General features: G+C 39.3%; 27 protein-coding genes. 16 read left to right on the top strand and 11 right to left on the bottom strand.

Annotated elements, in window-relative coordinates; translation table 11 throughout:
- Nucleotide 1 precedes the first annotated feature (1 nt).
- On the bottom strand, nt 2–598 hold the full coding sequence (locus SJY45_RS12760) for a riboflavin synthase (RefSeq protein WP_400071156.1): 597 nt from the start codon (nt 596–598) through the stop codon (nt 2–4).
- A gap of 59 nt (nt 599–657) precedes the next feature.
- On the opposite strand from SJY45_RS12760, the gene pdxA reads away from it, so the two are divergent.
- From pdxA to SJY45_RS12715, 9 genes are all read left to right on the top strand, one after another.
- Nucleotides 658–1,704 (top strand): 4-hydroxythreonine-4-phosphate dehydrogenase PdxA, encoded by a 1,047-nt coding sequence (gene pdxA, locus SJY45_RS12755; protein WP_215436976.1) that lies wholly within the window; start codon nt 658–660, stop codon nt 1,702–1,704.
- A gap of 163 nt (nt 1,705–1,867) precedes the next feature.
- A complete protein-coding gene (locus SJY45_RS12750) occupies nt 1,868–2,389 on the top strand; it encodes a DUF177 domain-containing protein (RefSeq protein ID WP_215438200.1) in 522 nt (173 codons plus the stop codon).
- Nucleotides 2,390–2,396: 7 nt separating this feature from the next.
- On the top strand, nt 2,397–2,594 hold the full coding sequence (gene rpmF, locus SJY45_RS12745) for a 50S ribosomal protein L32 (RefSeq protein WP_215436978.1): 198 nt from the start codon (nt 2,397–2,399) through the stop codon (nt 2,592–2,594).
- 179 nt (nt 2,595–2,773) lie between these two features.
- Nucleotides 2,774–3,766 (top strand): beta-ketoacyl-ACP synthase III, encoded by a 993-nt coding sequence (locus SJY45_RS12740; protein ID WP_215436980.1) that lies wholly within the window; start codon nt 2,774–2,776, stop codon nt 3,764–3,766.
- Nucleotides 3,767–3,799: 33 nt separating this feature from the next.
- On the top strand, nt 3,800–4,291 hold the full coding sequence (gene accB, locus SJY45_RS12735; RefSeq protein WP_215436982.1) for an acetyl-CoA carboxylase biotin carboxyl carrier protein: 492 nt from the start codon (nt 3,800–3,802) through the stop codon (nt 4,289–4,291).
- Between the two features lie 84 nt (nt 4,292–4,375).
- Nucleotides 4,376–5,728, top strand: a complete 1,353-nt coding sequence (gene accC / locus SJY45_RS12730; RefSeq protein WP_215913523.1) for an acetyl-CoA carboxylase biotin carboxylase subunit — start codon at nt 4,376–4,378, stop codon at nt 5,726–5,728.
- A gap of 44 nt (nt 5,729–5,772) precedes the next feature.
- The gene (locus tag SJY45_RS12725) at nt 5,773–6,888 is read left to right on the top strand and encodes an NAD(P)/FAD-dependent oxidoreductase (protein ID WP_400071153.1); all 1,116 of its coding nucleotides are present in this window, start codon (nt 5,773–5,775) and stop codon (nt 6,886–6,888) included.
- A gap of 104 nt (nt 6,889–6,992) precedes the next feature.
- The gene (locus SJY45_RS12720) at nt 6,993–8,714 is read left to right on the top strand and encodes an IlvD/Edd family dehydratase (RefSeq protein WP_400071151.1); all 1,722 of its coding nucleotides are present in this window, start codon (nt 6,993–6,995) and stop codon (nt 8,712–8,714) included.
- 6 nt (nt 8,715–8,720) lie between these two features.
- Nucleotides 8,721–9,170: a 3-oxoacyl-ACP synthase gene (locus SJY45_RS12715; RefSeq protein ID WP_400071149.1), complete on the top strand. Its 450-nt coding sequence runs from the start codon at nt 8,721–8,723 to the stop codon at nt 9,168–9,170.
- A 20-nt stretch (nt 9,171–9,190) separates the two neighbouring features.
- Here the strand turns inward: SJY45_RS12715 and SJY45_RS12710 are convergent, their stop codons facing one another.
- Nucleotides 9,191–9,649 (bottom strand): small multi-drug export protein, encoded by a 459-nt coding sequence (locus tag SJY45_RS12710; RefSeq protein WP_215436996.1) that lies wholly within the window; start codon nt 9,647–9,649, stop codon nt 9,191–9,193.
- A gap of 198 nt (nt 9,650–9,847) precedes the next feature.
- Here SJY45_RS12710 and SJY45_RS12705 point away from each other — a divergent pair, with 198 nt between their 5' ends.
- Complete coding sequence (locus SJY45_RS12705) at nt 9,848–10,009, top strand: hypothetical protein (protein ID WP_194529266.1); 162 nt, start codon at nt 9,848–9,850, stop codon at nt 10,007–10,009.
- An 87-nt stretch (nt 10,010–10,096) separates the two neighbouring features.
- On the opposite strand, the gene SJY45_RS12700 is transcribed toward SJY45_RS12705, so the two are convergent.
- The 3 genes from SJY45_RS12700 to SJY45_RS12690 form a co-directional block, all read right to left on the bottom strand.
- Complete coding sequence (locus tag SJY45_RS12700; protein WP_215913528.1) at nt 10,097–10,483, bottom strand: cupredoxin domain-containing protein; 387 nt, start codon at nt 10,481–10,483, stop codon at nt 10,097–10,099.
- A gap of 105 nt (nt 10,484–10,588) precedes the next feature.
- On the bottom strand, nt 10,589–11,137 hold the full coding sequence (locus SJY45_RS12695; protein WP_400071147.1) for a carboxymuconolactone decarboxylase family protein: 549 nt from the start codon (nt 11,135–11,137) through the stop codon (nt 10,589–10,591).
- A gap of 324 nt (nt 11,138–11,461) precedes the next feature.
- A complete protein-coding gene (locus SJY45_RS12690; protein WP_400071145.1) occupies nt 11,462–12,310 on the bottom strand; it encodes a helix-turn-helix domain-containing protein in 849 nt (282 codons plus the stop codon).
- Nucleotides 12,311–12,486: 176 nt separating this feature from the next.
- Here SJY45_RS12690 and SJY45_RS12685 point away from each other — a divergent pair, with 176 nt between their 5' ends.
- Nucleotides 12,487–12,996, top strand: a complete 510-nt coding sequence (locus SJY45_RS12685; RefSeq protein WP_400071143.1) for a PAS domain-containing protein — start codon at nt 12,487–12,489, stop codon at nt 12,994–12,996.
- Between the two features lie 28 nt (nt 12,997–13,024).
- Here SJY45_RS12685 and pyk read toward each other — a convergent pair whose 3' ends face one another.
- The 5 genes from pyk to SJY45_RS12660 form a co-directional block, all read right to left on the bottom strand.
- Nucleotides 13,025–14,461, bottom strand: a complete 1,437-nt coding sequence (gene pyk, locus SJY45_RS12680; protein ID WP_400071141.1) for a pyruvate kinase — start codon at nt 14,459–14,461, stop codon at nt 13,025–13,027.
- A 3-nt stretch (nt 14,462–14,464) separates the two neighbouring features.
- Nucleotides 14,465–14,929 carry an IPExxxVDY family protein gene (locus SJY45_RS12675; RefSeq protein WP_215437014.1) on the bottom strand — a complete coding sequence of 155 codons (465 nt, stop codon included), beginning with the start codon at nt 14,927–14,929 and terminating at the stop codon, nt 14,465–14,467.
- A gap of 110 nt (nt 14,930–15,039) precedes the next feature.
- Complete coding sequence (gene rnc, locus SJY45_RS12670; protein ID WP_400071139.1) at nt 15,040–15,777, bottom strand: ribonuclease III; 738 nt, start codon at nt 15,775–15,777, stop codon at nt 15,040–15,042.
- Nucleotides 15,778–15,783: 6 nt separating this feature from the next.
- Nucleotides 15,784–17,037, bottom strand: a complete 1,254-nt coding sequence (gene fabF / locus SJY45_RS12665; protein WP_400071137.1) for a beta-ketoacyl-ACP synthase II — start codon at nt 17,035–17,037, stop codon at nt 15,784–15,786.
- Between the two features lie 112 nt (nt 17,038–17,149).
- The gene (locus SJY45_RS12660; protein ID WP_008269813.1) at nt 17,150–17,383 is read right to left on the bottom strand and encodes an acyl carrier protein; all 234 of its coding nucleotides are present in this window, start codon (nt 17,381–17,383) and stop codon (nt 17,150–17,152) included.
- Nucleotides 17,384–17,542: 159 nt separating this feature from the next.
- On the opposite strand from SJY45_RS12660, the gene SJY45_RS12655 reads away from it, so the two are divergent.
- From SJY45_RS12655 to SJY45_RS12640, 4 genes are all read left to right on the top strand, one after another.
- Nucleotides 17,543–18,112 carry a phosphoribosylglycinamide formyltransferase gene (locus SJY45_RS12655; RefSeq protein ID WP_400071135.1) on the top strand — a complete coding sequence of 190 codons (570 nt, stop codon included), beginning with the start codon at nt 17,543–17,545 and terminating at the stop codon, nt 18,110–18,112.
- On the top strand, nt 18,112–18,747 hold the full coding sequence (locus tag SJY45_RS12650; protein WP_215913536.1) for a viroplasmin family protein: 636 nt from the start codon (nt 18,112–18,114) through the stop codon (nt 18,745–18,747). The genes SJY45_RS12655 and SJY45_RS12650 overlap by 1 nt, the downstream gene beginning before the upstream one ends.
- 202 nt (nt 18,748–18,949) lie before the next feature.
- Nucleotides 18,950–19,876, top strand: coding sequence for a PfkB family carbohydrate kinase (locus SJY45_RS12645; protein WP_400071133.1), 927 nt, complete (start codon nt 18,950–18,952; stop codon nt 19,874–19,876).
- A gap of 45 nt (nt 19,877–19,921) precedes the next feature.
- Nucleotides 19,922–21,820: an amidophosphoribosyltransferase gene (locus tag SJY45_RS12640; protein WP_215913537.1), complete on the top strand. Its 1,899-nt coding sequence runs from the start codon at nt 19,922–19,924 to the stop codon at nt 21,818–21,820.
- A gap of 959 nt (nt 21,821–22,779) precedes the next feature.
- On the opposite strand, the gene SJY45_RS12635 is transcribed toward SJY45_RS12640, so the two are convergent.
- Nucleotides 22,780–23,388, bottom strand: a complete 609-nt coding sequence (locus SJY45_RS12635) for a superoxide dismutase (RefSeq protein WP_215437030.1) — start codon at nt 23,386–23,388, stop codon at nt 22,780–22,782.
- A 119-nt stretch (nt 23,389–23,507) separates the two neighbouring features.
- Between SJY45_RS12635 and SJY45_RS12630 the strand changes: the two genes are divergently transcribed.
- Nucleotides 23,508–26,615, top strand: a complete 3,108-nt coding sequence (locus tag SJY45_RS12630) for a UvrD-helicase domain-containing protein (RefSeq protein WP_400071131.1) — start codon at nt 23,508–23,510, stop codon at nt 26,613–26,615.
- The last annotated feature ends 2 nt before the right edge of the window (nt 26,616–26,617 follow it).

Genomic DNA, 26,617 nt, shown 5'->3' with positions numbered 1-26,617 from the left:
TTTACCCGTTGTTCTGGTAAGACATCAGCTTGGCTACATATTTGCCAATAACGTCAAACTCTAAGTTTACCGTTGTACCTATTTGATATGATTTAAAACGGGTGTGCTCATAGGTATAGGGAATAATGGCCACACTGAAGCTGTTCTTTTCGGAATTTATCACTGTAAGGCTGGTACCATCTATGGTTATAGAACCCTTTTCTATAGTAGGGTTTCCCGTAGCGGCATCATATTCAAAAGTAAAGAACCAACTACCGTCTTTTTCTGCAATGGCGGTACACTTGCCCGTCTGGTCTACATGGCCTTGAACAATATGGCCGTCTAGGCGAGAACCAAGAATCATGGCGCGCTCAAGGTTTACTTTATCACCTACCTTTAGGTCGTCTAAATTGGTTTTCTGTAAAGTTTCATCAATAGCTGTTACGGTATAGCTGTTTTCGTCCAAAGAAACTACCGTTAAACAAACCCCGTTATGAGATACGCTTTGGTCTATTTTAAGTTCTGGCGTTAATGAAGATTTAACCGTAATATGAAGGTTGCTCCCTTCTTGTTCCAATTGCTGTATTTCGCCCAAAGTTTCGATAATGCCCGTAAACATGTTCCGTTAAATTTAAGTAGTTTTGTACCCTAGATTATTAGGCAAAGGTAAAGAATAAGATGCAGGAAGAAGGAAAAATTAAACTGGGTATTTCTATAGGCGATTTAAACGGAATAGGTTGTGAGGTAGTACTCAAGACCTTTGAAGATGCACGCATGCTGGATTTTTGTACACCCGTCATATTTGCATCCAACAAAACCATTTCTTTTCAGAAAAAAGAATTGGGCCTGAATATTAACTATCATGGCATTACTGATGCTTCTAAAGCGGTAGACGGTAAGATAAATGTAGTTAATGTATGGAAAGAAGTTCCTAAAATTAAGTTTGGAGAAGCTACCGAAGAAGGAGGTAAATATGCTATTAAGTCTTTACGGGCGGCAGTTGATGCTTTAAAAAATGATGCTATAGATGCTCTGGTTACGGCCCCGATCAATAAAAATAACATTCAGGCAGACGATTTTAAATTTCCCGGCCATACTGATTTCTTGGCCCAAGAATTGGAAGGGGAGAGCTTAATGTTCATGGTTACGGATGACCTTAAAGTTGGTTTGCTTACCGATCATGTTGCCGTAAAGGACGCTCCGGCAGCCATAAATCCTATATTAATAAGAAATAAGGTGCGCACCATAGAGAAATCTTTGCAAATGGATTTTGGAATTCGCGCTCCCAAGGTAGCCATGTTGGGCATTAATCCGCATAGCGGAGACAACGGTATAATAGGTAAAGAAGACGATGAGGTCATGAAACCGGTCATAAAAGAAATGTCAGAATCGGGCCATTTGGTTTTTGGACCATATTCTGCGGACAGTTTTTTTGGGTCGGACGGTTACAAAAGTTTTGATGCCATTTTAGCGGCCTATCACGATCAAGGGCTTATTCCTTTTAAGACGCTTTCATTTGGTAAAGGGGTTAATTATACAGCAGGCCTTTCTAAGGTAAGAACCTCTCCGGACCACGGTACGGCGTATGAGATTGCAGGTAAAGGCAAGGCGGATCATAGCTCGTTTAAGGAAGCGGTCTTTACTGCTCTACATATTTTTAAGAATAGAAAAGAATATCAAGAACTTACTGAAAACCCTTTGCAAAAGCAGCGTATAAGGAGATAAAAGCTTGTTTTTGGGCCAATGTTTCGCTTTAATTTCAAGAAATGGTCTAAAAGATAGGCGAACGTATTGAATTCCAATTAAAAAAGGGTTGTAAGTTTATTAAATAATAGTATCTTTGCACCCGCCTTTAATCTGGCGGTGTATAAAAATCAGTGTTGAAATGATGAAGCAAAAGGAGTTTAACATTCCTTTCTCTGGATTAGGACAAGGAAAACACGAATTTGAGTATACGATTAATAACCCGTTCTTTGAATCTTTTGGGTATGAAGAGTTCAACGCGGCAGACATTAAGTTGGATGTTGTTTTGAACAAGATGAGCACAATGCTTGAGTTAGAGATGAAAGCCCAGGGCACGGTTAATGTAAATTGCGACCTGACCAACGAACCTTTTGATCAGCCTATAGAGGCAGATTTGGAACTCGTAGTCAAATTTGGGGAAGAATATAATGATGAAGATGATGAAATTCTAATCATTCCCCACGGAGAACATCAGGTCAATATTGCACAATACGTATACGAAATGTTAGTGTTGGCCGTACCGCAAAAAAGAATTCACCCAGGGGTATTAGATGGTACGTTGCAATCGGAAGCCTTAAAAAAGCTTGAGGAACTGCAGCCAAAGAAAGAGAAAAAAGAGAGTGATCCCAGATGGGACGAATTAAAGAAACTGTTAACGGATAAATAAGTTTTAAATGGCACATCCTAAGAGAAAAATATCGAGAACCAGAAGGGACAAAAGAAGAACCCATTATAAAGCAGTAGCACCAACTTTGGCTACTGATCCAACTACTGGCGAAATGCACTTGTTCCACAGAGCGCATTGGCATGAAGGTAAATTATACTACAAAGGTCAAGTTTTGATCGATAAGACTGAAGAGGCTGAAGCATAAATGTATCGGTTATCTTAATAATGAATTCACGACTCCCGTATTTAATGACGGGAGTTTTTTATTTCTACTACTGAAATCTCAAAAACGCATAGTTTTACAGGACGAATTGATAAAAATTGATTAATTTTCACCAATTTTGAGGCATTTTTGAAGGTTTCTGATATCAAATCAACTTTAAGATGAGTAAAATAACAGCAGCAATTACAGCTGTAGGAGGGTATGTTCCAGAATTTGTTCTTACCAACAACATGCTGGAAGATATGGTAGAGACAAATGATGAATGGATTGTCTCCAGAACGGGAATAAAAGAAAGACGGGTGTTAAAACCCGAAGAGGGAGAAGGTACTTCGTATTTGGCAATCAAAGCTGCGCAAGACCTGATCCAAAGAAAAAATATTGATCCAAAAGAAATTGATCTAATAATGATAGCCACTGCTACACCAGATAGTATGGTGGCATCTACAGCGGCTTTTGTAGCTTCCGAAATTGGGGCTGTAAACGCCTTTGCCTATGATCTCTTGGCGGCTTGTTCCAGTTTTTTGTTCGGCATGTCAACCGCGGCCAGTTACATAGAGTCCGGCAGGTACAAAAAGGTATTGCTGATTGGGGCAGATAAAATGTCTTCAATAATAGATTATACAGATCGTACCACATGTATTATTTTTGGTGATGGTGCGGGTGCAGCATTGTTCGAACCTAACGAAGAAGGTCTAGGATTGCAAGATGAATATTTAAGGGCAGACGGTTCCGGAAGACAATTTTTGGGAATGGATGCAGGAGGCTCTTTAATGCCCGCTACCATAGAAACGGTTAAGAATAGAAAGCACTTTATCTACCAAGATGGTAGAACGGTGTTCAAATTTGCGGTTTCCAATATGGCAGATGTAGCGGAGAGAATTATGAAACGCAACAACTTGGAACATACAGATGTTTCTTGGTTGGTGCCACACCAAGCTAATAAGAGAATTATAGATGCCACGGCCAATAGAATGGGTCTGGACAGTTCTAAAGTTCTTATGAATATAGAAAGATACGGTAACACCACATCGGCAACCTTACCGTTACTGTTGGCTGATTTTGAAGGCCAGTTGAAAAAAGGCGATAACCTTGTTTTTGCCGCTTTTGGCGGAGGTTTCACCTGGGGTTCCATTTACCTAAAATGGGCTTATTAAATTAAATACCGATCATTTAAATAAATAACATCCATGGATATTAAAGAAATTCAAAGCCTGATCAAGTTTGTAGCAAAATCAGGGGCCAGTGAAGTAAAGTTGGAAATGGAGGATTTAAAAATCACCATTAAAACGGGTACTTCGGATTCTGGAAACGAAACAACCTATGTGCAACAGATTCCTATGCCACAAGCCCAGATGATGTCTGCGCAAGCTCCGGCACAAACTGTTGAGGTTGCTGCGGCCGATACGGCCAAAACAGAGAAAAAAGATGACGAGTCTAAGTATATCACTATTAAATCGCCAATAATCGGTACTTTTTACAGAAAGCCATCACCGGATAAGAGTGCGTTTGTAGAAGTGGGTACTTCTATCGGAAAAGGAGATGTGCTTTGTGTTATTGAGGCAATGAAACTTTTTAACGATATTGAATCTGAGGTTTCTGGTAAAATCGTTAAGATTTTAGTTGAGGATTCTTCTCCTGTAGAATTTGATCAACCATTGTTCTTGGTAGATCCGTCATAATTATAAATTCTGAATCCCAAATAAGGTTCCCTTTAGGGGAATGGATTGTTGGTACTTAGATTTTGGAATTTAAATTAAAAAAGTATGTTCAAAAAAATATTAATTGCAAATAGGGGAGAGATTGCGTTACGTGTTATACGTACCTGTAAGGAAATGGGTATAAAGACCGTAGCCGTCTATTCTAAGGCAGATGAAGAGAGTTTGCATGTTCGTTTTGCTGATGAGGCCGTCTGTATTGGTCCTGCTCCAAGTAGCGAATCGTACCTGAAAATACCAAATATTATCGCGGCAGCGGAAATTACAAATGCCGATGCCATTCACCCAGGTTATGGGTTTCTTTCGGAAAATTCTAAATTCTCCAAGATATGTGCAGAGCACGATATTAAGTTTATTGGAGCTTCCGGTGAGCACATAGATCGTATGGGAGATAAGGCTTCTGCCAAGAAAACCATGAAAGAGGCCGGTGTTCCTACAGTTCCTGGTTCGGACGGTTTGTTAAAAGATGTTGCGCACGCTAAAAAGGAAGCAAAAAAAATGGGCTACCCGGTGATGATCAAAGCTACCGCCGGTGGTGGTGGTAAGGGTATGCGCGCCGTTTGGAAGGAAGAGGAAATGGAAGACCTTTTTGAGAGTGCCGTACAGGAAGCTACCGCAGCATTCGGCAACGGTGGTATGTACATGGAAAAGCTGATAGAGGAGCCAAGGCATATTGAAATCCAGATTGTTGGAGACCAATACGGTAAGGCATGTCATTTATCAGAAAGAGATTGCTCAGTACAGCGAAGACACCAAAAGCTTACAGAAGAAACCCCATCACCCTTTATGACGGATAAACTTCGTGAAGAGATGGGAGCGGCAGCCGTTAAAGCTGCGGAGTACATAAAATACGAAGGAGCGGGAACCATAGAATTTTTGGTAGATAAGCACAGAAATTTCTATTTCATGGAAATGAATACCCGTATTCAGGTAGAGCACCCTATTACGGAACAGGTTATTGATTACGATTTAATTCGTGAGCAGATACTTGTAGCTGGAGGCGTGCCTATTTCTGGTAAAAATTATTTACCTAAACTTCATTCTATTGAATGTAGAATCAACGCTGAAGATCCTTACAATAACTTTAGGCCTTCACCGGGTAGGATTACTACCTTACATACTCCAGGAGGTCATGGTGTTCGTATGGATACGCACGTTTACAGTGGCTATAGCATACCACCAAATTACGATTCTATGATTGCAAAATTGATAACCACTGCGCAAACACGTGAAGAGGCTATCAATAAAATGAAAAGGGCTTTAGATGAGTTCGTAATTGAAGGCATTAAAACAACTATACCGTTCCACAGGCAATTAATGGATCACCCGGATTATTTAGCAGGTAATTATACTACCGCATTTATGGAAGATTTCAAAATGGATCCGCCACCAGCGGAATAAGATTTAAAACCCCGATATTTATCGGGGTTTTTTTATACAGTAAAATGGAGCTAAGTTATTGGGAGTATAAAACGTGGTTAACGAATGTTGATTTCACTATTGTGGGTAGTGGTATCGTGGGGCTTAACTGTGCTTTGCGTCTTCGTGAGCGATTTCCAAAAGCGAAAATCCTTATTTTGGAAAAGGGTTTTTTGCCTCAAGGAGCGAGCACCAAAAATGCTGGATTTGCATGCTTTGGGAGTATTTCCGAAATTTTGGCGGACTTGGATTTACATAGCGAACAAGAAGTGATCGAACTGGTCGCACAGCGCTGGAAAGGAATACAAAAACTCCGTAAAAACCTTGGTGATAAAGCAATGGATTTTCAGGTAAACGGTGGCCATGAATTGTTTCTTGATGCGGCGCAGGAGCTATATCAGAAGTGTGTGCAAAACCAATCTGAAATTAACGCACTGTTGCACCCGATCTTTAAAGCAGATGCATTTTATGGGTCACCTAATACCTTTGGTTTTAAAGGGATAAAGGAAAATTATATTACCCATAGGTTTGAAGGGCAGTTGGATACTGGAAAAATGATGAACGGACTGTTAAAATTGGTACAGCAGGCCGGAATTACTATACTTAATTCCATTACCGTAGAGCATTTTTCCGCAGACCTTTCCAGCGTCAAAATAAAAACAAATAGGTTTGAATTTTCATCTAAAAAAATGCTCATTGCTACCAATGGTTTCGCTCCGCAATTAATTGGTGAGGATGTTAAGCCTGCAAGGGCGCAAGTATTAATCACCAAACCCATTGAAAATTTGCCTCTAAAGGGAACCTTTCATTTTGATGAGGGCTATTATTATTTTAGGAATATAGATAATCGGGTTTTGTTTGGGGGTGGTAGAAATCTTGATTTTAAAGGAGAGGAAACAGATCGGTTTGGTAATTCACAAGTGATTCAGACTCATCTAGACAAATTACTTAAGGAAGTAATTCTGCCCGAGACTCCATTTACTATTGATTACACATGGAGCGGAATTATGGGAACGGGTATGCAAAAGAAACCTATAGTCAAGCAGCTTTCGGAAAACGTGTATTGTGGTGTTAGGTTGGGAGGCATGGGCATAGCTATTGGGAGTACAATAGGTAATAACTTAGCGGATTTACTGGAATAGTTTATTAGGTTTCCTCTAAGCGGTAATCTTGATAGTACTATAGTTTTGCAGGCTGGCCTAGATTCATTACTTTAACTACTTTGAACTAACCTCTCCTAATTTATATGAAAGATAAGAAGCACCTGCGTAGTAGTGAATGGTTTGGCGGAAAGGATAAAATGGGCTTCGTACACCGTTCTTGGCTCCGAAACCAAGGGTATCCAGATGATTATTTTACGGGTAAACCCGTTATTGGAATCTGCAACACATGGTCAGAACTTACACCTTGTAATGGGCATTTACGAGATTTTGCGGAAGTGGTTAAAAGAGGAATTCTTGAAGCTGGTGGTTTTCCTATGGAGTTTCCGGTAATGTCTTTAGGGGAGACTATTATGAGGCCAACATCTATGCTTTTTAGGAATTTGGCGAGTATGGATACGGAAGAATCCATACGGGCTAATCCTCTTGACGGAATTGTTTTGTTGACGGGCTGCGATAAGACTACGCCCAGCACCGTAATGGGCGCTTGTAGCGTAGATTTGCCCACTATTGTAGTTCCTGGCGGCCCAATGTTAAGCGGTAGGTTTAGGGGAGAAAAAATGGGTTCCGGTTCTATGAATTGGATGATCAAGGAAAAACGAAGCGTAGATGGTTTTAGTGATGCCGATTTTACCGAGGCCGAAGTTTGTGTTGCCCGGAGTATTGGGCATTGCAATACTATGGGAACAGCTTCAACTATGGCAACAATGGTAGAAGCGTTAGGACTTACTTTACCTGGTTTTTCATCAATTCCCGCGGCGGATTCCCGTAAGAAATTGTTCGCGCAGCTCTCGGGAAGGCGTATTGTAGAAATGGTTAAGGAGGATTTAAAATTGTCAAAAATATTGACTAGGGAAGCTTTTGAGAACGCTATAGTTACTAACGCTGCGGTTGGGGGGTCTACCAACCTCATTATTCATCTTACGGCAATTGCGGGTAGAATAGGTGTAGATTTAAATTTGGAAGATTTTGATGTCTTGGGGAGCAAGGTGCCTCTATTGGTAAACTTGAAGCCTTCCGGAAAGCATTTAATGGAAGATTTCTTTTATGCTGGCGGAATTTCCGTGGTCATGAAAGAGTTAAGGTCCAAGCTACATGATACGGCCCTTACCGTAAACGGAAAACACATTACGGAGAACTATAATGAGGCGGTTTGTTATGATACTGATGTTATAGCATCAGTGGAAAAACCCGTCCAACAAAATGCGGGCATTGCGGTGCTTAAAGGTAATTTGTGTGAAAACGGTGCAGTTATAAAGCCTTCGGCCGCATCAAAGGAATTAATGAAGCATACCGGAAAAGCGGTTGTTTTTGAAAGCATGGAAGACTATCATGCTAGAATTGATGATCCTAATTTAGATATAGATAAGAACAGTGTAATTGTTTTAAAGGGAGTGGGCCCCAAAGGTTACCCAGGTATGCCGGAAGTGGGCAACGTAGATCTTCCTAAAAAACTTTTGATGCAAGGAATTACGGATATGGTTCGAATATCGGACGGTCGTATGAGTGGCACCGCTGCTGGAACCGTAATTTTACACGTTTCCCCGGAATCAACGGTGGGCGGAACATTGGCCTTGGTACAAAATGGAGATTTAATCCAGTTAGATGTGGAGAACAGAAGTCTTGATCTATTGGTTGCCGAAAGTGAACTGGAACAACGTAAGACGGTATGGAAAGCGCCTAAACCTTTGGCGGATAGAGGATATGTAAAAATGTATATAGACCATGTAGAACAGGCGCATAAGGGTGCCGATCTGGATTTTTTGGTAGGAGGTTCCGGAGCTAAGGTAGATAGGGATTTACATTAAAGGTACATGATAAAGAAAGAGCAGCTAAATCAGTTCTGTACCACGTTCGTTATTGAACGTGTAGCCAGGATTCAGAAAAATATAGAGGACATACAAACCTCATTGTCATCAGAAACAAAAAGTAGTGCGGGAGACAAGCATGAAACCGGTCGGGCAATGTTACAGCTTGAACGCGAGAAACTGGGGCAACAGTTAGCGGAGGCCGAAAAAATGAAGCAAACACTATCTAAAGTACCTAAGGAAGCCTCAAAGACCATTGTGGGTCTTGGGAGTTGGGTGGTTACTTCAAAAGCGGATTATTATTTGGCAATTTCTGCAGGCGAATTCAAATCCGAAGGGGAAAGTGTTTATTGTATATCTGCTGCAACCCCAATAGCCCAACTACTCTTTGGAAAAGAACAGGGCGCCAGCACCACCTTTAACGGTCAAGAAATTAAAATTATTGAAATTAGATAATTGTCAAGAAAAAGAAAGTGTTACCCAATACCTTTCATTGATGCCAAAGTGGCAGACCAAACAATAACCGAGGAAAAGAATATTCCTATAGTATTGGCCCAAAAGGCTTTGGTTTTTTCAATTTTAAAAAGATAAGATGCGATACTACCAGCGTACACCCCTGTACCGGGCACCGGAAGCATTACAAAAAAGATAAGTCCCCAGAATCCATAACGTTTTATTTTATCGCCTGAACCGGTTTTAGCACGCCGTGCCACGAAAATAGCCGACTTCTTATAAAATCCCCAGCGTAAAAAATAGCGGTTTACTTTCTCCAGAAAGAAGAGCATTAGTGGAAAAACAAGTACGTTGGCGGCAAAACAAAGCAAGAATACCAGATAGATATTAAGGCCATTGAGTAACCCATAGGGGATACCTACCTTTGCTTCCCCAAAAGGAGAAAGGCTCCATAACATGGCAATAATGAAATCTATAATCACAACATTTTTTTTTGGAAGCGCTAAACTACTAATCCATGGGGTTTGAGCACCATTGGAACTCATAAATAATTCCAAAAATTGTGCCGCTCAAAAATAGAAGGTTCTTTTTAACAGATTTTAACTTTTCGATAAGAGGTACAATATTATCTATCTATCTGAGTTTTAGAATGCAGATAGTATTAACCAAAACTTAAACCTATGAAACCTTTATTTGCAAAATTATTTTTACTGGCCTTTGTTTCAATGACTGCCTTTTCGTGCAGTGTAAAATCTGAATTGGAAGATATTGCAGATGAGCTAGAGGAAGAGAACAACAACGATGCTAGAACTGAAGTCATCAAACTTGAGGACAATAAATAGTTCTGAGCACTACAAATAAAAAAAAGGGAACCTTAATAGGTTCCCTTTTTTTATGGTCTCATGTTTCTAAAAGATAGTCTACCGTTGTTACTGAACAAGAATAGTATTGTCAGTAGCAGTTGGGTTCATTGGGCAAAAATATACATATTCCCCTTTTTCCAATACCGTAGGTTTAGATGACTGTGTTTTTCCAGTAGCAACCACCTCTGTTACATAGGCAGTCTGAATGTGGTTTTCAGGCTTGCTAATATCCTCTCCTTTTTTTACTAGAACAAAACCAACATCATGACCAACTCCATTGTTGGCAATTTCAAAAACATACGTACCCGGTGTTACGGTAAGTTGCTTTTTAGTAAACTCGCCCGGAGTTTGTTCCAAGGCAATTGTTTTAACTTTTTTGCTCATTTTGTCCTGTGCATTTGCTGAAAATGCCACGGTGAAAACTAATGCTAATGCTGCGATAATATTTTTCATAATTTTTTGAATTTTGTCTTTTTTAAAAAGACGGGTTTTTAATATTTATTTAAATTTAAAAGGACTTTAATTGCTCAGCGCTATAAAGGTTGCGCTAGGTTTATGTTAAGCTTCAACAGATTGTAATGGTGCTGCAACCGGAAAATCTACAGGAACATCTGTGGTCTTGTGTAAGTAGTTAGAAATGGTTTTGTCTCCTACCAATACAATAGTATCTACCAAGTTCTCTTTAGACCATCCTGCGTTAAGGAATTTCTCAACTATAGCTTCATCGGCTGCTCCACGGTTTTCAGTAACGTTTTTTGCAAACCCGGCAAGGGCATCCAATTTAGTATCAAAAGATGCTTTCCCGGCTCTAAGCTCAAGAATTTCAGCATCGCTAAATCCATTCATTTTTCCAATAGCCGTATGCGCAGAAAGGCAATAGGTACATTGGTTAACTTCGCTCACTGCTAAGTTCACTACCTCTTTTTGTTTGGCGCTCAAAGATGTTTTTGCGTTGCTTAAGGCTAAATAATTAGCTAGCGCATTTTCAGAATAGGCATACGTAGCGTAAAGGTTGGGTACAAAGCCAACAGCTTTTTCCAAATTATCAAAAATGGCTTGATTGCCTGTGCTTACTTCTTCTCTTTTGGGTACATTAAATTTGCTCATAATTTTAGATATTTTGTCAGTTTAATGAAGCATATGTCTAGTGCTCCGTTTCTATGACGATTATTAATTTGTTTTTGTTCTAATGTTCTACATGCGGTTTTTCGGCATCACAATAAAAATCATGATGATGTTTTTGCTCACAATGCACATTTGCATTTATAGTTTGCAATTGTTTTCTGGGATGAGAAAAAATCTCTATAAGGTTAAAAAGGGATATATGTTTTACATTCATCTTGCGTTGTTTTTTAAATACAAGGCAAAGATGCGAAGTAAGTGAGGCTGTTTGTTAGGAGCGATTGCCCGACCGCTTGTAGAAATTTCCCTTTACGAAGAAATTGGGGCTATTTCTCTATATTGAGAGGGAGATATACCGGTCATTTTTTTAAAAAACCTACTGAAATGTGCTGGGTCATTAAAGCCAAGATTGTATGCAATTTCTTGGTTTTGCTTGTCCGTAAAATTTATCAATCGTTTTGCTTCAAGTGCCAAACGATCTAAAATAATCTGTTGTGGCGATTTTTGGTTATAAATGGAAAACAGGTTAGAAAGCGTTTTTGGGCTCTTATAAAGAAGCTCTGCATAATCGCTAACCTTTCTTTTGGTTTTGTAATGCGTGTCTACCAATACGTTAAACTTTCTTATAATTTCAACCTGGTCATTATTTAACTTTTTTACGATAAGTTGTTCCTTGGCCAGACGTGTACAGATAATTATAAGTCGTTTTAACAGCATTTGAAGCATGTCTCCCTGTATACCGTCGGGTGTAGAAAATTCATCTTGAAAAACCTCGTACAAAGTCTCGAACTTGCGTTTTTGTTCTACAGGAATAGTTATGATCGGGAGGTCTTGGGTTCCAAAAAATAGAATGCCGTTACAAGATACTTCATGGTCGTGATCATTAATACAATAGAATTCTCTGTTGAAATGAAAAGCGGTTAATGGCAATTCCGTTTTTTCATAGGAAACATGCTGCAGGTAGGTAGTAGTAACTAGCTGATCCGGTAATAGCTCAATGGGCATGCCATCTATGTGTAGTTCTAGAGGCAAGTTATTGCGGTTCCAGAGCATACAAATGTTTCCGTATTGTATTGAAAATTGATTCTGGTATTTTTTAATATCATTCGTAAACCCTAAGTGAGAGCCTAGTTTTGTATCATTGAATTCAAATTTCATCTGCAGCAGATTGATTGTTTTAAAATTAGTCTCTCTTGTAATGATAACCTTACCCAAATGGTACTTGGAAAGTTAATCTCTGTTGTTAAACGAGTCTAACTGTTTGTTAGGCAAAAAGTCTTTTTGTACTATTACCAAAGGAAATCAAAATAGTGGTCAATTTAACTATTAAGAGTATGAAGGCGTACGATGAAGCGGCAGATAAATTTTTTAGCAAGACAAATGTTAGTCCTGTGCCATTGGTTTCTTGGGACCTGCACAGTCTTAATTTTCAGAAACTTTGTATAAGCGGAAAAGACCTGAGATACTTAGAGGCTTTGGCCCAACGGAATAGATGGGCATATGATAAAACCGATTTGTTGTCCTCATTGGGCGAAGAGGTTGTGGTTGTAACCAATAGCCAATTGACTATAGTACATGCCACGGAAAATCTAGTTTTAATGACGGGCTATAAACCGGAAGAGGTTATTGGAAAAACACCTAAACTGTTTCAAGGCAAGGAAACTAGCAGAGAAGCTTTGGCCAAAATAAAAACGGCCATCGAAAGAAAGGTTCCTTTTGAGGCCGTTGTTCTAAATTATAAAAAGGACGGAAGTACGTACCATTGTGAAATAAAAGCAGAGCCTATATTCAACAACAGAGGTCAACTCGTCAACTTTATTGCATTTGAAAAAGAAGTGGCCTAAGACCACTTCTTTCAATATACATTACTATTTATTTACTTTCTATTTCGGTAACACGTAGCGTGTTTACCATACCTTTTTCCTTCATGGGCATTGCGGCTAAACTAATTAGCATATCGCCTGTTTCCAAAAGGCCTTTATCACATGCCATTTTATTTACGTCTTCAATAGTTTCATCCGTAGAGACATATTTGTCGTAATAAAAAGCGCGAACACCCCAAAGAAGGTTTAACTGCGTAAGAATACGCTTGTTAGAGGTGAATACTAAAATATGGGAACTTGGTCTCCATGCAGAAATCTGGAATGCAGTATATCCACTATTGGTCAACGTAGAAATGGCTTTTGCCTTAATTTCGTTGGCCATAATGGCGGCATGATAACAAATGGACTTGGTAATATATCTTTTTGTGCGGATATGCGGCGGATCATGAGGTACTTGAATAAGCTCCGAGCCTTCTACACTTTGAAGAATACTTGCCATTTTTTCAATAACCTGAACCGGGTAGTTACCTACGGAAGTCTCACCGGAAAGCATAACGGCATCTGCCCCATCCATAACGGAGTTGGCCACATCGTTAACCTCGGCTCGTGTAGGCGTAAGGCTTGTGATCATCGTTTCCATCATTTGTGTGGCGATAATTACTGGAATACGAGCTCTTTTGGCCCTTAGCACCAATTGTTTTTGAATTAACGGAACCTCTTGTGCAGGCACTTCAACACCTAAATCGCCACGAGCAACCATTAACCCATCACAATAAGCAACAATCTTATCTATGTTTTCAACGGCTTCAGGCTTTTCAATTTTAGCTATAATCGGAATTTTCTCATCGGCATGCTCCTTAATGATTGCTTGTAAATCAATAAGATCTTGGCTAAAACGAACGAAAGAAAGTGCGATCCAGTCTACTTTTAAAGAAATAGCAAAAATGGCATCCTTAACGTCCTTTTCCGTTAGGGCAGGTAAAGAGATGTTGGTGTTAGGCAGGTTAACCCCTTTTTTGGAGCGTAACGGACCACCTTGTATCACTTTGGTCTTTACTTCGGATTTTTTATCCGTAGCAACTACTTCAAACATTAATTTACCATCGTCAAGCAAGATACGCTCACCTGGCTTAACATCCTGAGGAAAAGCGGCATAGTTCATATATACCCTTTCGGCAGTACCTTCAAAAGGCTGGCCGGTAACAAAAGTAATTTCATCACCTGGGGCAACTACAACTTCACTAGCCATAACGCCTACCCTTAGCTTAGGGCCTTGCAAATCTGCAAGAATAGAGGTATTACGACCGGTTTCTTCATTGAGTTCCCGTATCATTTTTACACGTTCTGTAACATCTGAGTAATCTGCATGTGAGAAGTTGATGCGAAAGACATCTACACCAGCCTCCATCATATCTTTCAGCACTTCTTTTTTGCTTGTGGCCGGCCCTAGGGTGGCTACAATTTTTGTTTTTTTATTACTTGGCATTGATCAAAAAATTAAATTGTTCTTAGATTTGAGTTTGTCAGTTTCTATGGCGTAAGCCGTTATAATTTTGGGTATGTTTTGCAGTGTTCTCACAAGGTTTTCCATATTAATAAACCCATCTTGTTCTATTTTTAAAAAATAGTCTACATCTCGGTGTTCGGGCACCATGTGAAATGTTGTGAAAGAGGGTTCGTCCTTAAACAGCCCTTTTCTACTATTTGTGTCCTCTGCTAGACCGTTATTTGTGAATAAGGTCCAGTACCTATCGTTAATATCATCTTTCCATTCAAAAATGGGAACTGTAATATGACCGGTGAGGTCAAGGTCTTTAGGTGACCTTTTAAAGCTCGATTTTAAATGAAGATTGAGAGCGTAGGCTATGGCATAATCTTCAAGGCTACTATGCAACGCAACTAAATCGAATGTATCTTCGTAAAAGTCGTTCGTAATTTTATGTACTGCTACCATAGGGGCACAAAGTGGTAAAGATAATATTAATACCGTACAACGCCTAGATTAGATAAGGCTAAAACTATTTTTGAACAAACTATAACATTTTGGTTACATAAAATTACAATTTAAGACTTGTCCATCTTATCCTGTAATGCGTAATAGGCCCGTTTTGAAGCACGTTCCTCTGCCTTTTTTTTAGAAGTGGCCCTTGCTTTTGCCACTACCGTATCTGCAATAGTAAGTTTTACCGCAAAATGCTTTAACGCGTCATTACCAGTATCATCGTAAACGTCATAGTCAAACGTTTTTTTCTGTTTTTGGCACCATTCAATTACAAGACTCTTGTAGCTTATGACCTTACCTTCTAGTTGTTCTATGTCTACATAAGGCTCTATAACCTTTTGGTTAATGAACTTTTCGCAAAACTTGTAGCCACGATCTAGATAGATGGCGCCTACCAACGCTTCAAAAACATTGCCATGTATGTTTTCTCCAAAATGGGATTTGGGAATACGACTTTTTACATAGTCTATGAGTCCTAAATCCTTACCAAGTTCGTTTAGATGTTTGCGGCTTACAATTTTTGAGCGCATCTTGGTAAGATAGCCTTCGTCTCCTTCCGGTACTTGATCATACAAGTGCTTGGAAATTATTGTTCCCAGCATGGAATCGCCTAAAAACTCTAGGCGTTCATAGTTTAGAGGATTCCCGTCCTTGTCCTTTTCATTTGCGGAGCGGTGTATGAAAGCTTTTTTGTAAATGGCCAGCTTTCTAGGTTTAAAACCCAAAATAGAAGTCATTCCCCCAAAAAAATCCCCATCCTCTTTAGGATGGGAATTAAATATATTGGAAGGAAATCCCATACTGTATTACTCGCTAAATTTTTTGAAAATTACGCAGGCATTGTGACCACCAAACCCAAAGGTGTTGCTCAGGGCAACGTTTACGTCTCGCTTCTGGGCTTTGTTAAGGGTTAGGTTTAGTTTGGGATCTATATTCTCATCTACGGTAGTATGGTTTATAGTTGGAGGAACCAAACTATGTTGCATAGCTAAAATTGAAGCAATGGCCTCAATAGCCCCGGCAGCACCCAGTAAGTGGCCGGTCATTGATTTTGTAGAATTAATATTGATGTTAGGGGCATGGTCGCCAAAGACTTCACTAATAGCCTTAAGTTCTGCCACATCTCCAAGGGGAGTAGACGTACCATGTGTATTAATGGTATCTACATCTTCCGGTTTTAGACCAGCATCCCTTAAACAGTTTTTCATTACCTGTACCACTCCTATCCCGTCCGGGTGCGGTGCGGTCATGTGGTAGGCATCACTAGAAAGCCCTCCACCGGCAACTTCTGCATATATTTTTGCGCCACGCGCTTTGGCGTGTTCGTACTCTTCTAAAATTAATGCACCTGCACCTTCACCCAAAACAAATCCGTCTCGGGTAGCATCAAACGGTCTAGAGGCCGTTTCAGGGCTATCATTTCTAGTAGATAAAGCGTGCATAGCTCCAAAACCACCCATACCTGCTATGGTTACTGCGGCTTCACTACCTCCGGTAACAACAACATCACAATGGCCTAAACGAATATAGTTTAGGGCATCGATCATGGCGTTGGCCGAAGATGCACATGCAGAAACGGTGGTATAGTTAGGCCCCATAAAACCGTGCTTGATAGAAATATGCCCGGGAGCAATATCCGCAATCATTTTGGGTATAAAAAATGGATTGAACCTAGGTGTACCGTCACCTTTCGCAAAGTTCATTACTTCGTTTTGAAAAGTCTCCAGACCACCAATACCGGCACCCCAGATAACCCCAACACGAAACTTGTCTACTTCGTTAAGGTCAAGACCGGAATCTATAATGGCCTCATCCGAAGAGACCAAGGCATATTGTGCAAACCTATCTAGTTTTCTGGCCTCTTTGCGGTCAAAATGCTCTAGAGGGTCAAAATTCTTAAGCTCGCAGGCAAATTTTACCTTAAATTTTTCGGTATCGTAATAGGTAACGGGAGCAGAACCGCTCTTTCCGTTTTTAAGACCTTCCCAATATTCCTCAATATTGTTACCTATGGGAGTCAACGCACCCAACCCAGTAACTACAACTCGCTTTAATTGCATTGAACCTGATTTTTGGTTTACTTAGTAAGTCAAGCGTAAATTAAAAAAATTATCCATGCGATAATGGTTACCACATGGATAATTTTGAATCTCGTTCAAGAAATCATAAAGATTACTTCGCTTCTTCTATATAGCTAATGGCTTGGCCAACTGTTGCGATGTTCTCAGCTTGATCGTCGGGAATCTGAATATCAAATTCTTTCTCGAATTCCATGATCAACTCCACGGTATCCAAAGAATCGGCCCCTAGGTCGTTAGTAAAGCTAGCTTCCGTTACTACTTCGTTCTCATCCACACCTAATTTATCAACGATGATAGCTTTTACTCTTGATGCAATGTCTGACATAATAATATTGTTTTTAAAAAATTAAATTGGTTGCAAAAATAAAAAACTTTGGACTAAATCCACTATTTGTCGTTAAAATGTCTTGTAATTTATAAAATTTCAGGATAAGAGCGGTATTTTTGACCTAAATATTTTGCTACTTGTAACCTTATCTGCTGCATGAAAAACCTTGTATTATTCGCTTCCGGCTCTGGATCTAATGTTGAAAACATTGTTAAGTATTTTCAAGATAATACTGAAGTGAACATTAGTGCCGTATTGACCAATAAAACTGAGGCAAAAGTTTTAGACAGGTGTAATAAGCTTAAAATTAACGGGTTATATTTTAACAGGACTGCTTTTTATGAAACGGAATGCGTACTGAATATTATAAAATCGTTTAAACCGGATCTTATTGTGTTAGCGGGTTTTCTTTGGAAAGTACCCCAGAACTTGGTTGAGAATTTTCCTGATAAAATTGTAAATATTCACCCAGCGTTATTGCCAAAATACGGTGGCAAAGGTATGTACGGTAATCATGTACATGAAGCCGTTAGGGCCAATAATGAGACGGAAACCGGTATCACTATTCATTATGTAAATGAAAATTATGATGAGGGAGCTGTAATTAAGCAGGCAAAAACGTCAGTTTCTGCAGATGATACTGCGGAGAGTATAGCCGGAAAAGTACACGAGCTCGAATACGAATATTTCCCAAAGGTTATAGCGCAACTATTAGAAGTAGAATAATGGCTAAAAAAGGAAAATTCTATACGGTCTGGAAAGGGAAAAAACCTGGAATTTATGATTCTTGGGCAGCTTGTAAAGCTGCAATTACAGGATTTAAAGGAGCTCAGTACAAATCTTTTGAAACGTTTGATAAGGCCAAAAAAGCCTTTAACGGTAATTATGAGGATTTTAAGGGAAAGAAAAAGGGGAAGCCAGTTTTAACGCCGGAACTTATACAAAGGTATGGAACGCCTAACTACAATTCCATTTCCGTAGATGCGGCCTCCAGCGGTAATCCAGGAATTATGGAGTACCAAGGAGTAGATACAAAAACGGGCAAAAAACTTTTTAGGCAAGGGCCCTTTCAACAAGGCACTAATAATATAGGAGAGTTTTTGGCCATAGTACACGGGTTGGCTTTTTTAAAGAACAATAAGAGTAATAGGATTATTTATACAGATTCCCGTACGGCTATGAGTTGGGTGCGAAAAAAAACGTGCAATACTAAACTACAGGAAACACCCAAGAACAAAGAAGTTTTTGATTTGATTAGGAGAGCTTTAGAGTGGTTAAAAAACAATTCGTACAGCACCCCGATCGTTAAATGGGAAACTAAGGTGTGGGGAGAGATTCCTGCGGATTTTGGCCGCAAGTAGCGTTAAGAACAGGGCTACAAAATATTTGGACAAAAAATTATATCTATTTCTTTATAGACAATGCAGTGCATCTCAGAAAACTGGCTTATAATGAGGTGTGCAAAAATTGGAAAGGTAATATTCGTAAGCTTTTTTTGTAAGGGTATATTTGCACGTAATAGCGTTACAAAAGCGTATATTTGCAGCTTAAACTTAAAATTGCATGGGCAAACTTCTAATCGTGGGCACTGTTGCCTTTGACGAAATTGAAACTCCTTTCGGGAAAACCGATAAGATTTTGGGTGGTGCAGCAACTTTCATTGGTTTGGCGGCTTCCCAGTATAATGTAGAATCAGGAATCGTATCTATTGTGGGAGAAGACCTTCCGCAAGAATATTTAGATATTCTAACCAATAAGCAGATAGATCTTAGTGCTTTGGAAATTGTAAAAGGCGGAAAAACCTTTTATTGGAAAGGAAAGTACCACAACGACCTTAACTCTAGAGATACTTTAGTAACGGAATTGAACACCTTGGCCGATTTTAACCCTGTAGTATCCGAAGGGTTTAAAGATGCTGACGTAGTTATGTTGGGTAATCTGCATCCTAGTGTTCAGCTAAGCGTAATCAACCAAATGGAAAAACGACCAAAGTTGATAGTATTGGATACTATGAATTTTTGGATGGACAATGCGTTGCCAGAGTTAATGGAGGTCATTAAACATATAGATGTACTTACTATAAATGATGAAGAAGCAAGGCAGTTGACCAATGAATACTCTTTGGTAAAGGCTGCAAAAGCTATTCAGCAAATGGGGCCAAAGTACTTGGTGATCAAAAAGGGAGAACATGGAGCGCTCTTGTTTCATGAGGAGAAAATTTTCTTTGCTCCGGCTTTACCTCTGGAAGAGGTGTTTGATCCAACAGGTGCTGGAGATACCTTTGCAGGAGGTTTTTCAGGATATTTGGCAGCCACTAACGACCTTTCGTTCAACAACATGAAAAATGCCGTTATCCATGGCTCTAATTTAGCATCGTTTTGTGTAGAACGATTTGGGACGGAGCGTATGCAAGATTTAAAAAGGGAAGAGGTTACTAAAAGGCTGCATCAATTTAAGGCCTTGACACAGTTTGACATAGAATTAAAATAATGACACGCCCCTATATTAGGGGCTTTTTTAATACGTAGATTTATAATGAGTGACGCGATTAAACATGAATGTGGTATTTCGGTAATACGGTTGCTTAAACCGTTGGAGTATTACAAAGAGAAGTACGGTACGGCCTTTTACGGGGTAAACAAGATGTATCTAATGATGGAAAAGCAGCACAACCGTGGTCAAGATGGTGCGGGCTTTGCAAGTATCAAGTTAGATACAGCTCCAGGGGAACGTTACATGAGCAGGGTGCGGTCTATTGCTCAACAACCTATACAGGATATTTTTGCGCAAATAAACGATCGTATTAATACCACGTTACAAGAGCACCCGGAATATGTAGATGATGTTGTGGCTCAGAAAAAGAACATACCTTATATAGGAGAAGTGCTATTGGGTCACGTGCGCTACGGTACTTTTGGGAAAAACAGTATAGAAAGTGTACATCCTTTCTTGAGGCAGAACAACTGGATGCACCGTAATATTATTGTTGCGGGTAACTTTAATATGACCAATGTACATGAGCTGTTCGATAATTTAATTCAGATCGGACAGCACCCAAAGGAAATGGCGGATACGGTAACCGTAATGGAGAAAATTGGTCATTTTTTAGATGATGCCGTTGCCAAACTCTACAAGCAAATAAAAAAGGAAGGATATACCAAGCAGGAAGCTTCACCTATTATAGCGGAACGTCTTAAGGTTCATAAGATACTAAAAAGAGCTGCCAAAAACTGGGATGGTGGTTATGCCATGGCCGGTCTTTTGGGGCATGGAGATGCCTTTGTTCTTAGGGATCCAGCAGGTATTAGACCTACGTATTATTATCAAGATGATGAGGTTGTGGTAGTTGCTTCTGAGCGGCCTGCTATACAAACGGTATTTAATGTGCCTTACGAAGAGGTCAAAGAACTTGATCCTGGTAGTGCAATTATCATTAAAAAGGATGGCTCATCGTCAATCAATCAAATTTTAGAGCCTACGGAAAGAAAGGCATGTTCATTTGAACGTATTTATTTTTCAAGGGGAAGTGATAAAGAAATCTATCAAGAACGAAAGATGTTGGGAAGATTGGTTTTTCCGCAAATTCTCGAGTCAATAGATTATGATATTAAGAACACGGTTTTCTCATACATACCTAACACCGCTGAAACTTCCTTTTTTGGAATGGTTAGGGAGGCGCAAAACTATTTGAATAAGAGAAAAGAGGAGCAAATACTTTCTATTGGCTCAAAGATTACTAGTGAGGAGCTTCATGAAATTTTAGAGGTACGTCCAAGAATTGAAAAAGTAGCCATTAAAGATGCAAAGCTGCGTACCTTTATTACGCAAGACAGTAGCCGCGATGATTTGGTTACACATGTTTACGACATATCCTATGGTTCTGTAAAGAAGGGAGATAATCTGGTAATTATTGATGACAGTATCGTTAGGGGAACAACATTAAAAAAGAGTATCCTTAGGATATTGGACCGTTTATCGCCTAAAAAGATAATAGTTGTATCATCTGCGCCACAAATTAGGTATCCGGATTGCTATGGTATTGATATGGCCAAATTAGAAGATTTTATTGCTTTTAGGGCGGCATTGGCCTTACATGAAGAACGTTTAACAATGAACGTTGTTGATGATATTTATGATAAATGTTTAGAGCAGGTAAGTAGCAAGGATAAAGATGTAGTGAATTACGTTAAAGAATTTTACGCACCTTTTACTCCAGAGGAAATATCCGCAAAAATTGGGGAGCTACTTAGTCCGGAAGAGATTAAGGCCGAGGTAGAGATTATTTATCAAAGTGTGGAGGCGCTTCACGAAGCGTGTCCTAAGAATTTAGGTGACTGGTATTTTACTGGAGACTATCCCACCCCGGGTGGTAACCGAGTAGTAAATAAAGCCTTTATCAATTTTTACGAAGGCAAGAACGAACGTGCATACTAATTGGCTTTATCGGTGAAATGCACAAATAATGTATTTCATCGATAATATCCGCTACTTGGCGTTTTTTTAACCGCTTGGACGGAGGTCAGATTACATTTGAACTTGCCATAGCATAAGTAGGTTAAGTTCATGGTAAGATTTGGGGCAAAAAGGTGGAGTTTACTCCACCTTTTTATTTTCTACAAGTTTACGGGGCTACTTTTCTTCAGTTGTACACTCCAATGCAATATCAATTTTTAATGTGTTTAGACCTTAATGGGCTCCCTTTTTAAAGTTTCATCCCTTTAACCGATTTTTATACGCTTGGACAAAGATGTTTTTGTAGGGCTTAATGCGGTTGTATCTTTGGAGGACCATAGCATAAGTAGGTTAAGTTCATGGTAAGATTTGGGGAAAAAGGCGGAGTCTAACTCCGCCTTTTTATTTTCTACACTTTCCTCTTTTCATCATACAGGATTTCTTCAAAATGAGGTTGTAAGTTTTCCAATTCCGCTAAAAGTTTTAAAAGGTAGTATTTGTGTTGATTTTGCATTTCAACTAGAGTTTTGATCGTTAGTCCAAAACCTTTTTTTTAGGAGCTATGTAGCACTACATTTGGAGAACCATAGCATAAGTAGGTTAAGTTCATGGTAAGATTTGGGGAAAAAAGGTGGAGCTTCGCTCCGCCTTTTTTATTGTCTAAACCCTTGTAAACACTAGCCTTTATGGTGTGTTCAGGCGTTTTTATAAGCAATTGAGGTAAAAAAAAACCCTAAATATTTCTTTTTTATTTCCCACAATACCAGTATTTTAGTATCGCCATAGCATAAGTAGGTTAAGTTTATGGTAAGATTTGGGACGAAAAGGGTGGAGACTTCTCCGCCCTTTTCTATTTTTAAACCACAAGAAAAAACCCATCCTGAAACAAATCAGGATGGGTTTTTTGTAAATATAAATTCTATTAGAGTATGCTGTGTTTCTTATTTGTTGGCAGCATATAGTTCAGCTACTTTGTCCCAATTAATAACGTTGAAAAAAGCGTTAATATAATCAGGTCTTTTGTTTTGGTAGTTTAGGTAGTATGCATGCTCCCAAACATCTAGACCTAAAATAGGAAAACCACTACAACCGGTATCCGGCATTAAAGGGTTATCTTGGTTTGGAGTAGAACATACTTCTACTTTTCCGCCTTTTTGTACACAAAGCCAAGCCCAGCCAGAACCAAAACGGGTTCCTGCAGCTCCGCTAAACTTCTCTTTAAAAGCGTCAAAAGAACCAAAAGCACTGTCAATAGCGTCTGCAAGTTCTCCTGAAGGTTTTCCGCCACCGTTAGGAGACATAATTTCCCAGAAAAGAGAGTGGTTGTAGAAACCGCCGCCATTATTTCTAACGGCACCGTTAGACATGTCTAGGTTTTCTAAGATATCTTCAATAGACTTGCCTTCCAATGCAGTTCCTTCAATAGCACCATTTAATTTGGTAGTATAACCATTGTGGTGTTTTGTATGGTGAATTTCCATTGTTCTAGCGTCAATATGTGGTTCTAATGCATCATATGCATAAGGTAATTTTGGTAGTTCAAAAGCCATTTTATATGTGTTTTTAGATTAAAATTTAGTGAAATCAAATTTACAGTTTTTAACATAGAAATTCACTAAATAATTTGTTAAGAACCTTTTTAGAATTAGTAATTTGCATAAAAAAGCACTTGCAACACAGCACTTTCAAAATATATAATGCCTCGGCAGGCTCTGGAAAGACGCATACGTTAACCAAAGAATACCTTAAAATTGTCCTTTCCTCTGGCAATCGTTTTGGTAAAATTCTAGCTATCACATTTACCAATAAGGCGGTAAATGAAATGAAGCAGCGTATTTTGGAGAGTTTGTTCAAATTTGGGCAGGTAACTGATGAGGTTGGGGCGCCTCCTCTTTTTATTGATTTAATGCGCGAGTTGGGCATAGATGCAGATACACTTAGAAAACGAGCCCAACGCACCTTAAAGGAAATCCTACACAACTATGCTTTTTTTGATATTTCTACCATTGATAAGTTTACCCATAGGTTAATACGAACCTTTGCCAAGGATCTAAAACTACCACAGAATTTTGAGGTTGTTTTAGATACGGACCTATTATTGGACGAGGCCGTAGCAAAATTGGTTCATAAGGCGGGAACGGATAAACAGCTAACTCAGGTTTTGCTGGAATTTGCCCTAGAAAAAATAGATGATGATAAAAGTTGGGATATAGCGTATGACCTAGGTAATATTGGTAAGCTTCTTTTTAGGGAGAACCATGCCGAGCATCTCCAAAACTTGAGGGACAAGAACATAGAGGATTTTGTTAGCTTGAAAACAACCTTAAGGGCCAGAATCAAGGCTACTCAAGAAAGTCTTGTTGGTTTTGCAGCCTTGGCCTTGCAATTGATAGAACAAAACGGACTTGAGTTTTCTGATTTTACTAGAGGGTACTTTCCAAAATTCATGGAAAAAATTTCAACGGGAGATTTGGCAATCGACTTTAACGCCGGATGGAAGCAAAATTTTGATGATACGGTACTTTATAACAAATCTACCGCTGACGCTACCAAGGCTACCCTAGATGAGCTACATCCCCAATTTTCCGAGATTTTTAATAAGATAAAGCACACTTTTTACGAACTAGCGTTTTTGAAAAATGCATATTCAAATCTAGTTCCCCTAACAGTTTTGAACGCTATACAGAGAGAGGTCAAAAGCTTACAGAACGAGCGGGACCAACTTTCAATAGCGGAATTCAACACCATTATATCCAAAGAAATAAAAAATCAACCTGCGCCCTTTATTTATGAGCGTTTGGGTGAAAAGTACCAACACTATTTTGTAGATGAATTTCAGGATACCTCTACATTACAATGGAACAATCTTATACCTCTTATTGGTCATGCCTTAGAGGGAGAGGACCTTCAGGGTAATAAAGGGTCTTTATTCTTGGTGGGCGATGCCAAACAGGCAATATATCGTTGGCGTGGCGGTAGGGCAGAGCAGTTCTTGGATTTGGTGAACGAGAAGGTGAGTCCGTTTGCAATTCCCGCCCAAACAGAATCCCTGCCAACCAACTGGCGTAGCTATGATGAGGTAATTAAGTTCAATAACGACTTTTTTACGGCCACCAGTCCGTTTTTAAACGATGCTATGTACAACGCCATGTTCGTAGACGGTAATCAACAAGGATATAACTCCAAAAAAGGCGGCACCGTACAGCTTGCTTTTATTGAAAAGGTAGATGACAAGAGCAAGGACGATCAGTATTGCGAGGAGGTTCTGAACACGATAGCGGAGGTGATCGATAAAAAATACGGTTACGAAGACATCTGTATTTTGGTGCGAGGGAACCGGCAAGGTGTAATGTTGGCAGATTTCCTCACACAGCAGAATATCCCTACTATATCTTCGGAGAGTCTTTTGTTGAGCAGTAGTGATAAAGTACGTTTTTTGGCCAATCTTATTGCCTATATAGGTAATCCGGGAAATTTGCAAATAGCTTATGACCTGTTGTCTTTTCTATCCGAAAGTAAAAATAACAGACATCAATATATATATGAAAATCTTAAAAGGGTAGACCAACTTTTTTTAAACGAATACAATCTTGATGTTAATGAGCTCAAACAACTGTCGGTCTATGATGGTTTGGAGAGGGTAATTCGCCAATGCCACTTGGTGGAGGGTTCTGATGCTTATATTACGTTTTTTATGGATTTTGTTCTTGATACCGAGCAGAAGGAAGGTACAGGAATTCAGGCCTTTTTGAATCTCTGGGAAAAGAAGAAGGGCAAGCTTAGTATTTCGGCACCCGACAATATTGATGCCGTGCGTATAATGACCGTGCATAAATCCAAAGGACTGGAATTCCCTATTGTTATTTTTCCGTTTGCCAATGAGCATATTTACAAACGGATGGATAAAAAAATATGGCTTCCGCTTAATGCAGATGCTTTTAATGGATTTGAAGAAATTCTAGTCACTGAAAAAAAAGAAGTTGAGAATTATGGGGCCGAGGCTGCGCAGATTTATTCAGAAGAAGAACATAAAATGGAATTGGATGCCCTTAACCTATTATATGTGGCATTAACACGGGCAGAGAAAGCACTTTATGTAATAACGGAAAAAGACCTTTCAAAAGGACAGCATAAAACCGATTATTATTCCGGCCTGTTCATTGAGTATCTAAAAGGTAAGGGGGTATGGTCTGATGATGAACTGGTATATAATTTTGGAGTTTTGGAGGATGCCCCTACTGTTCACCAAACAAAGGAGCAACAGAAAATAGATTATAGTTATACGCATAAGGACCGGTCTAGTTTTAAAATATTGACCCGTTCGGGACTCCTGTGGGATACGGAAAGGGAGGCGGCCCTTTCAAAAGGAAACCTTATACATTATATATTAGGTTTTATAAATACGGAAGACGATATTGAACCTGCACTGCAGAAAGCGGTCCAACAAGGGGAAATAGAAAACCAGGAATTAGATGAGGTCAGAGGGAGACTGCAACATGTGGTTAAGCACCCTAAACTTAACTCTTATTATAAGGATGGCTACACTTTTAAAAATGAAAAGGATATTATAACCGCCAAAGGTCAGATTTTGCGTCCGGATAGAGTAGTGTTAAAAGATAAGAAAGCAACACTTATAGATTATAAAACGGGAAAGACAAATCCCAAATACAAAGAACAGCTCTATTCCTATGCCGATGCCCTAACCGATATGGGCTATGTTGTGGAGAATAAAATCATTGTTTACATTAACGAAGAAGTAACACCAGAATTCATATAACT

The sequence above is a fragment of the Zobellia russellii genome, from assembly GCF_044597075.1.
Lineage (GTDB): Bacteria > Bacteroidota > Bacteroidia > Flavobacteriales > Flavobacteriaceae > Zobellia > Zobellia russellii.
Note: the sequence above shows the minus strand (reverse complement) of the source record. Positions and strands in the feature narration are given on the sequence as shown.

Coding starts and splice junctions, on each gene's coding strand:
- SJY45_RS12640 (WP_215913537.1), top strand. CDS start 19,922: ATGAGTGACGCGATTAAACATGAATGTGGTATTTCGGTAATACGGTTG.
- SJY45_RS12690 (WP_400071145.1), bottom strand. CDS start 12,310: ATGAAATTTGAATTCAATGATACAAAACTAGGCTCTCACTTAGGGTTT.
- SJY45_RS12715 (WP_400071149.1), top strand. CDS start 8,721: ATGATAAAGAAAGAGCAGCTAAATCAGTTCTGTACCACGTTCGTTATT.
- accB (WP_215436982.1), top strand. CDS start 3,800: ATGGATATTAAAGAAATTCAAAGCCTGATCAAGTTTGTAGCAAAATCA.
- SJY45_RS12740 (WP_215436980.1), top strand. CDS start 2,774: ATGAGTAAAATAACAGCAGCAATTACAGCTGTAGGAGGGTATGTTCCA.
- SJY45_RS12705 (WP_194529266.1), top strand. CDS start 9,848: ATGAAACCTTTATTTGCAAAATTATTTTTACTGGCCTTTGTTTCAATG.
- pyk (WP_400071141.1), bottom strand. CDS start 14,461: ATGCCAAGTAATAAAAAAACAAAAATTGTAGCCACCCTAGGGCCGGCC.
- SJY45_RS12635 (WP_215437030.1), bottom strand. CDS start 23,388: ATGGCTTTTGAACTACCAAAATTACCTTATGCATATGATGCATTAGAA.
- SJY45_RS12685 (WP_400071143.1), top strand. CDS start 12,487: ATGAAGGCGTACGATGAAGCGGCAGATAAATTTTTTAGCAAGACAAAT.
- SJY45_RS12700 (WP_215913528.1), bottom strand. CDS start 10,483: ATGAAAAATATTATCGCAGCATTAGCATTAGTTTTCACCGTGGCATTT.
- SJY45_RS12650 (WP_215913536.1), top strand. CDS start 18,112: ATGGCTAAAAAAGGAAAATTCTATACGGTCTGGAAAGGGAAAAAACCT.
- SJY45_RS12725 (WP_400071153.1), top strand. CDS start 5,773: ATGGAGCTAAGTTATTGGGAGTATAAAACGTGGTTAACGAATGTTGAT.
- rpmF (WP_215436978.1), top strand. CDS start 2,397: ATGGCACATCCTAAGAGAAAAATATCGAGAACCAGAAGGGACAAAAGA.
- SJY45_RS12760 (WP_400071156.1), bottom strand. CDS start 598: ATGTTTACGGGCATTATCGAAACTTTGGGCGAAATACAGCAATTGGAA.
- SJY45_RS12675 (WP_215437014.1), bottom strand. CDS start 14,929: ATGGTAGCAGTACATAAAATTACGAACGACTTTTACGAAGATACATTC.
- pdxA (WP_215436976.1), top strand. CDS start 658: ATGCAGGAAGAAGGAAAAATTAAACTGGGTATTTCTATAGGCGATTTA.
- fabF (WP_400071137.1), bottom strand. CDS start 17,037: ATGCAATTAAAGCGAGTTGTAGTTACTGGGTTGGGTGCGTTGACTCCC.
- SJY45_RS12720 (WP_400071151.1), top strand. CDS start 6,993: ATGAAAGATAAGAAGCACCTGCGTAGTAGTGAATGGTTTGGCGGAAAG.
- SJY45_RS12645 (WP_400071133.1), top strand. CDS start 18,950: ATGGGCAAACTTCTAATCGTGGGCACTGTTGCCTTTGACGAAATTGAA.
- SJY45_RS12750 (WP_215438200.1), top strand. CDS start 1,868: ATGAAGCAAAAGGAGTTTAACATTCCTTTCTCTGGATTAGGACAAGGA.
- accC (WP_215913523.1), top strand. CDS start 4,376: ATGTTCAAAAAAATATTAATTGCAAATAGGGGAGAGATTGCGTTACGT.
- SJY45_RS12695 (WP_400071147.1), bottom strand. CDS start 11,137: ATGAGCAAATTTAATGTACCCAAAAGAGAAGAAGTAAGCACAGGCAAT.
- SJY45_RS12660 (WP_008269813.1), bottom strand. CDS start 17,383: ATGTCAGACATTGCATCAAGAGTAAAAGCTATCATCGTTGATAAATTA.
- SJY45_RS12655 (WP_400071135.1), top strand. CDS start 17,543: ATGAAAAACCTTGTATTATTCGCTTCCGGCTCTGGATCTAATGTTGAA.
- rnc (WP_400071139.1), bottom strand. CDS start 15,777: ATGGGATTTCCTTCCAATATATTTAATTCCCATCCTAAAGAGGATGGG.